Source organism: Ralstonia sp. PBBBR1, assembly GCF_002256165.1.
Classification (GTDB): Bacteria; Pseudomonadota; Gammaproteobacteria; order Burkholderiales; family Burkholderiaceae; genus Ralstonia; species Ralstonia thomasii.
Genome location: NZ_NKIL01000019.1, coordinates 22,235 through 28,234, shown reverse-complemented (window position 1 = coordinate 28,234; position 6,000 = coordinate 22,235). Strand labels below are relative to the sequence as shown.

General features: G+C 62.7%; 7 protein-coding genes. 5 read left to right on the top strand and 2 right to left on the bottom strand.

What is annotated here, in order from left to right:
- On the bottom strand, window positions 1–241 hold a 241-nt coding region (sdhC, locus tag CFE42_RS23710; RefSeq protein ID WP_251471631.1), incomplete at its 3' end, for a succinate dehydrogenase, cytochrome b556 subunit.
- A gap of 272 nt (window positions 242–513) precedes the next feature.
- On the bottom strand, window positions 514–1,323 hold the full coding sequence (locus CFE42_RS23705; protein ID WP_009277492.1) for a GntR family transcriptional regulator: 810 nt from the start codon (window positions 1,321–1,323) through the stop codon (window positions 514–516).
- Window positions 1,324–1,675: 352 nt separating this feature from the next.
- On the opposite strand from CFE42_RS23705, the gene CFE42_RS23700 reads away from it, so the two are divergent.
- The 5 genes from CFE42_RS23700 to CFE42_RS23680 all read left to right on the top strand — a co-directional run bounded on the left by CFE42_RS23700 (window position 1,676) and on the right by CFE42_RS23680 (window position 5,924).
- Complete coding sequence (locus CFE42_RS23700; protein ID WP_004636461.1) at window positions 1,676–2,662, top strand: malate dehydrogenase; 987 nt, start codon at window positions 1,676–1,678, stop codon at window positions 2,660–2,662.
- A 117-nt stretch (window positions 2,663–2,779) separates the two neighbouring features.
- Window positions 2,780–3,760: a CoA ester lyase gene (locus tag CFE42_RS23695; protein WP_004636463.1), complete on the top strand. Its 981-nt coding sequence runs from the start codon at window positions 2,780–2,782 to the stop codon at window positions 3,758–3,760.
- A gap of 23 nt (window positions 3,761–3,783) precedes the next feature.
- A complete protein-coding gene (prpB, locus tag CFE42_RS23690; RefSeq protein ID WP_004636465.1) occupies window positions 3,784–4,680 on the top strand; it encodes a methylisocitrate lyase in 897 nt (298 codons plus the stop codon).
- Between the two features lie 256 nt (window positions 4,681–4,936).
- Window positions 4,937–5,491, top strand: a complete 555-nt coding sequence (locus CFE42_RS23685; RefSeq protein WP_004636467.1) for a hypothetical protein — start codon at window positions 4,937–4,939, stop codon at window positions 5,489–5,491.
- 34 nt (window positions 5,492–5,525) lie between these two features.
- Window positions 5,526–5,924, top strand: a complete 399-nt coding sequence (locus CFE42_RS23680; RefSeq protein ID WP_004636468.1) for a hypothetical protein — start codon at window positions 5,526–5,528, stop codon at window positions 5,922–5,924.
- The last annotated feature ends 76 nt before the right edge of the window (window positions 5,925–6,000 follow it).

Below are 6,000 nucleotides of genomic sequence, written 5' to 3'. Positions count from 1 at the left end.
CGAGGACGACGACCTTGGCAAAACCGTTGGACAGAAGCGCCGAGAACTTGGCGAAACTGATTTCCGACGTGAGACTTTGTTCGAACAAGTACAGCACGAACGGAAGAAGAAGGAACATCAGCGCACCGCTGGCACGGTGCAGGATGGACACCTTACCGGCCCAGGGCAAGCGGTAGCGGGCGATGTCGCCCAAACCGATGTTCCTGTATACCGGCCTGGCTTTCTTGATGGCTTCTGCCATGGTCAGACCCCAATTGGCTAATCAACAAACAAAACAGCTTTGCACAAATCCACGAGATTTTAGCGCGCTTTTGTTGCGCAGCGCACCATAAATTCCATGCGATGCGCTCCACTTTTGTGCTTCCTGCCCTCGCCAGCCAGTGGCGTAATACGGGGGCCGATTGTCCTCTCTACACCGCCTTCATGACGCGCAATACGCTGTTGCGCGCCGCACAAATCAAGACGCAGCCGAAGCGGCGACGGCCCGCATGAATCGGGCCCGGCGACGCGTCATTAATTCAATTCGTTCTGGTAGTAGTGCCGCGTCGTGACGTACAGGCCACGGCGTATCTCCACCGGTTTGTCGCCGAACGTATGCGACACGCGCTCCACTGACAGCAGCGGCGATTCAGCGGCCACCGACAGCAACTCCGCCGTGGTCGGGTCAGCGGCCACCGCACGGATGCGCTCGGTGGCACGCAACATGCGCACGCCAAACTCCGCCTCGAAAAATGCGTACATCGGACCCTTCCACTCGGTCAGCTTTTCAGCCGTCAGCCCTTTGAAGCTCGCCCCCGGCAACCAGATTTCCTCGAGCACGGTCGGCTCACCCGAAAAGAACAGGATGCGGCGGATCTGCACGACGCTGTCACCGGCCTTGAGCTCGAGCAGACGGGCGATCTCAGCCGGGGCGCGCATGCGCTTGCACTCCAGCACACGGCTGCTGGGATAGTGCTGCTCGCCCTGCTCCGGCATCAGACGCAAGAAACGGAACTGCACCCCTTCTTCGTAATGCGTGGTAACGAAGGTGCCCTTGCCCTGGCGCCGCGCGACCAGGTTTTCTGCCGCCAATTCGTCGATCGCCTTGCGCACGGTCCCCTGGCTGACCTTGTAGCGGGCCGCCAACTCCATCTCACTGGGGATCATCTCGCCGGGCTTCCACTCGCCGGCCTGCAAGCTTTGCAGGATCAGCGTCTTGATCTGCTGATACAGCGGGCTGAACGTGGGAGAGCCGCCTGCGCCGCCCGCAGAAGCGGGCGATGCGCCGCCTTCGCCGCCTGAAGGCGGCATCGCAGCGGATAGAGGGCTTGGCGTGCTCGACATAACCGCCGATTTCACCACAAAAGCGACAAAGGCGTCCAGCCCGTTTATAGAATGTCTTATGTCTTATATAAGACAGAAGATTCATTGACTTTCTAGCAAGGCCCGACCTACACTCGCGCCTGTTCCGGGCGACGGCCCACACACACGCCACGACGACGCCAAGGTCAATCGCACGTGTGTTTCCACATCGTCATGCGGACGCAGTAAACTGCGAGGCTCTTGCCGATTCTGAGCCGACCGCCCACGAGGCGCCGACCGTTGCCGGCAATGCCTGCGAAGCTGCACGGACATCCCGCCCGGATGCCCGCCGCACGCAGTGCGATCCGCTTTCACTACCGTTTGGAGAGTTCTCATGGCAAAAGCACCCATGCGCGTCGCAGTGACCGGCGCTGCTGGACAGATCGGTTACGCCCTACTGTTCCGCATCGCCGCCGGCGAAATGCTGGGCAAGGATCAGCCCGTCATCCTGCAACTGCTGGAAATCCCCGATGAGAAGGCCCAGAAGGCGCTCAAGGGTGTGATGATGGAGATCGAAGACTGCGCCTTCCCGCTGCTGGCTGGCATGGAAGCGCATTCCGACCCGATGACCGCGTTCAAGGACGTCGACGTGGCCCTGCTGGTGGGCGCCCGCCCCCGCGGCCCGGGCATGGAGCGTGCGGACCTGCTGTCGGCCAACGCCCAGATCTTCACGGCGCAAGGCAGGGCACTCAACGCCGTTGCCTCGCGCAACGTGAAGGTGCTGGTGGTCGGCAACCCGGCCAACACCAACGCCTACATCGCCATGAAGTCGGCGCCGGACCTGCCGCGCGAGAACTTCACCGCCATGCTGCGCCTGGACCACAACCGCGCCCTGTCGCAGATCGCCGCCAAGACCGGCAAGCCCGTGTCGAGCATCGAAAAGCTGTTCGTGTGGGGCAACCACAGCCCGACGATGTACGCCGACTACCGCTACGCCACCATCGACGGCAAGAGCGTCAAGGACATGATCAACGACCCGGTGTGGAACAACGACGTGTTCCTGCCGACCGTTGGCAAGCGCGGCGCCGCCATCATCGAAGCGCGCGGGCTGTCGTCGGCGGCTTCGGCTGCCAATGCCGCCATCGACCACGTGCGTGACTGGGTGCTCGGTACCAACGGCAAGATCGTCACGATGGGCATCCCGTCGAACGGCGAATACGGCATTCCGAAGGACGTGATGTTCGGCTTCCCGGTCACCACGGAAAACGGCAAGTACAAGATCGTCGAAGGCCTGGAAATCGACGAGTACAGCCAAGGCAAGATCAAGATCACGCTCGACGAGCTGGAAGGCGAGCGTGCAGGCGTGCAGCATCTGCTGTAATCCGCATGATCTAAGAAAAAACCGGAGCGGATCGGCAGCGAACCCTCCGGTTTTTTTTACACCCGCATTTCGAACAAGACACAGGCGTTGCTAGCGCCGACCAACGGATACCACCCCGTGCACCCCACCGAGGTTTTGTTCCAGGACGATGCCCTGCCGGCCCAATTGCCGGTCTGCGACCACTATGCGGGCGCAGAAAAGCTGATGCGCAAGTCGCTCGCCCTGCAACAAGCCCTTGGCCCCGTATTCGACATCACGTTTGACTGCGAAGACGGTGCCGCCGTCGGCCAGGAACGCGCGCACGCCGAACTGGCCGCCGCACTCATCAATAGTGACGACAACCGCTTCAACCGCGTCGGCGTACGCATCCACGATCCGAACCACGATGCGTGGACGCAAGACGTCGACATCCTTGTGGGCCTTGCCGGCAGCCGCCTCGCCTACGTGACCGTGCCCAAGGTACGCGACGTCGTGGAAGTGGCGCGCGTGACCGATCGCGTCAACCAGGCGGCCAAGGCAGCCGGCATTGCGAGGCACCTGCCGATCCACGTGCTGATCGAAACGCATGGCGCGCTGGCGCAGGTGTTCGATATCGCCGCGCTGGTGCAGGTGGAATGCCTGAGTTTTGGCCTCATGGATTTCGTTTCAGCCCACAACGGTGCGATTCCAGGCGCGGCGATGGGCTCGCCCGAGCAGTTCGAACATCCGCTGATCCGCCGCGCGCTTGCCGAGATTTCGGCCGCGTGCCACGCGCACGGCAAGGTGCCGTCGCACAACGTCAGCACCGATATCAAGCACCCGGACCGCGCCGGCGCCGATGCCGCGCGTGCCCGCAACGAGTTCGGCTATCTGCGCAAGTGGAGCATCCATCCCGATCAGATCGCGCCGATCGTTTCCGCATTCCGCCCATCGCACGAAGAAGTGACACAAGCGAGCGCCATTCTGGCGGCTGCGCAGGATGCCTCGTGGGGACCGATCCAACATGAAGGCCGGCTGCATGACCGCGCGAGCTATCGCTATTGGTGGGCCGTGCTGCAGCGCGCGCACACTACCGGTGTGGAGTTGCCGGCCGATGCCGGCGCGCGATTCTTCGCGTGATGGCCATAGAGAGGAGATTCGCCATGATGGCAAATACCCATGCCAGTGCAGGCGCCCGCTTCCGCCAGGCGCTGGTCGATGAGTCGCCGCTGCAGGTGGTCGGCACCATCAACGCCAACCACGCGCTGCTGGCCAAGCGCGCCGGCTATCGCGCGATCTACCTGTCGGGCGGCGGCGTGGCAGCTGGTTCGCTGGGCTTGCCGGACCTCGGCATATCGGGCCTGGACGACGTTTTGACCGACGTCCGCCGCATCACCGATGTATGCGACGTACCGCTGCTGGTAGACGTCGACACTGGTTTCGGCGCTTCCGCCTTCAACGTGGCACGCACGACCAAGTCACTCATCAAGTTTGGCGCAGCGGCCATGCACATTGAAGACCAGGTCGGCGCCAAGCGCTGCGGCCATCGCCCCAACAAGGAGATCGTTTCTAAGGACGAAATGGTCGATCGCATCAAGGCTGCCTTAGATGCCCGCACCGACGCGAGCTTTGTCGTCATGGCCCGCACCGATGCGCTGGCCGTCGAAGGGTTCGACCGCGCCCTGGAACGCGCCGTGGCCTGCGTGGAAGCTGGTGCGGACGCGATCTTTCCCGAGGCGATGACGGAACTGTCGATGTACCGGAAGTTTGTCGACGCGGTAAAGGTGCCGGTGCTAGCCAACATCACCGAATTTGGGCAGACGCCGCTTTTCACGCGCGATGAGCTGGCATCCGCAGGTGTGTCGATGATCCTGTATCCGCTATCGGCATTCCGCGCGATGAACAGGGCAGCGGAGAACGTCTACACCGCCATTCGTCGCGATGGCACGCAACAGAACGTCGTCGACACCATGCAGACGCGCATGGAACTCTACGACAGCATCGGTTACCACGACTACGAAGCCAAGCTGGACGCGCTGTTCGCACAGAACCGCGGATGAACCGGCCAGCATCCATACCAACACAAACGAGGAGAACGGAAGGCAAAACCGCGGAGTAAGCTGCCTAGGAACGACCCAAAAAACGATGTTGATGCTTGCACGACACCCCCATTTGGCGGAGCGGTCGGGCCAGCATGTAACAGAACGTTGGGCACGGCGTCCAAATCGGTCAAAATACCGGCCGGTGTGCGAAATGCCGTGGCATTCCGTGGCCTGGCAGCCGCCTGCCCCAATCTGTCTTACCGAAGGAAACCCTATGAACAAATTCATCGTCGGCGCCTGTGCTGGCGTTCTTTCGCTGGCTGCATCGCCATATGCAACCGCCCAGACTACGCCGGCAAAGCCGGCTGCCAAAAAGGCTCCGGCCAAGAAGAAGGTCACCAAAAAGGCTGCTCCTGTTGCCGCCGCCAAGCCCGAAGGCGTGCAATGGAAGTGCGAACTCGGCAACGAGCTCTACATTGCAGGCGACATGACGCGCGACCAGATCATCAAGCTGCACTGGAAGGGCAAGAACTACGACCTGCCGCGCCAGCTGACCCGCACCGGCGCCGACCGCTACTTTGACCAGAAGACGGGCTTCGACCTGGTGGTCATCCCGGCCAAGGCCATGCTGTTCGACCGCAACGAAGGCCACCGCCTGGCCGATGAATGCCAGACCGCCGAAATGGCTGCCGGCGCTCCGGCCCCGACGCAAGCCGGCGCCCTGCGCGCTCCGGCCGGCCTGCCGTTGATGATGCCGGACAGCCCGGCACCGGCACCGGCACCGGCACCGGCACCGGCACCGGGCACGGCCCAACCGGCCCAGCAGTAACGCGCTGTCGCGCAAGAGGCCCACAGGAACCGCCATGTCCGCACCGTTTGCGAACATCCGCACGAATCCGGACAAGGTCATCGTCGACGATGTGACCTTGCATGGATGCGCCGGGCGCCTTGGGCCGGCCGTAACTGGAGCCGTCGAGCCGCATGGCACGATGGCTCCAGGCACCGCCCTCGCCGCCGCTCAGGCAATCGAGGTGCACCAAGATACCGTCGCCCGCGGCCCACGCACCCATGCGCTGCGCATGAAAATTGCCCGCGTGGACGACAAGCGTTTCACCACGAATGACCACGACGCCAAGAAGCGTTCGATCGCCCATGGCATCACCGCCCGCATCAACGGCGGCAAGGCGTTCGGCGGCGTCGTGGCGCAGTACCCGACCGGTCAGAAGCCATGCCGGTCAAGGCGTTTGCCGGTTTGTATGTGATTTGATTTTGTCGATTTGATGTGTCCGCCAGGGGTGCCCGGCACCCCGTGCAATCCTCAAGCCTTGGAGTCATGCC

Excerpts from the sequence above, each read along its gene's own strand:
- CFE42_RS23705 (WP_009277492.1), bottom strand. The coding sequence starts at position 1,323 with ATGTCGAGCACGCCAAGCCCTCTATCCGCTGCGATGCCGCCTTCAGGC.
- CFE42_RS23700 (WP_004636461.1), top strand. The coding sequence starts at position 1,676 with ATGGCAAAAGCACCCATGCGCGTCGCAGTGACCGGCGCTGCTGGACAG.
- prpB (WP_004636465.1), top strand. The coding sequence starts at position 3,784 with ATGATGGCAAATACCCATGCCAGTGCAGGCGCCCGCTTCCGCCAGGCG.
- CFE42_RS23685 (WP_004636467.1), top strand. The coding sequence starts at position 4,937 with ATGAACAAATTCATCGTCGGCGCCTGTGCTGGCGTTCTTTCGCTGGCT.
- CFE42_RS23680 (WP_004636468.1), top strand. The coding sequence starts at position 5,526 with ATGTCCGCACCGTTTGCGAACATCCGCACGAATCCGGACAAGGTCATC.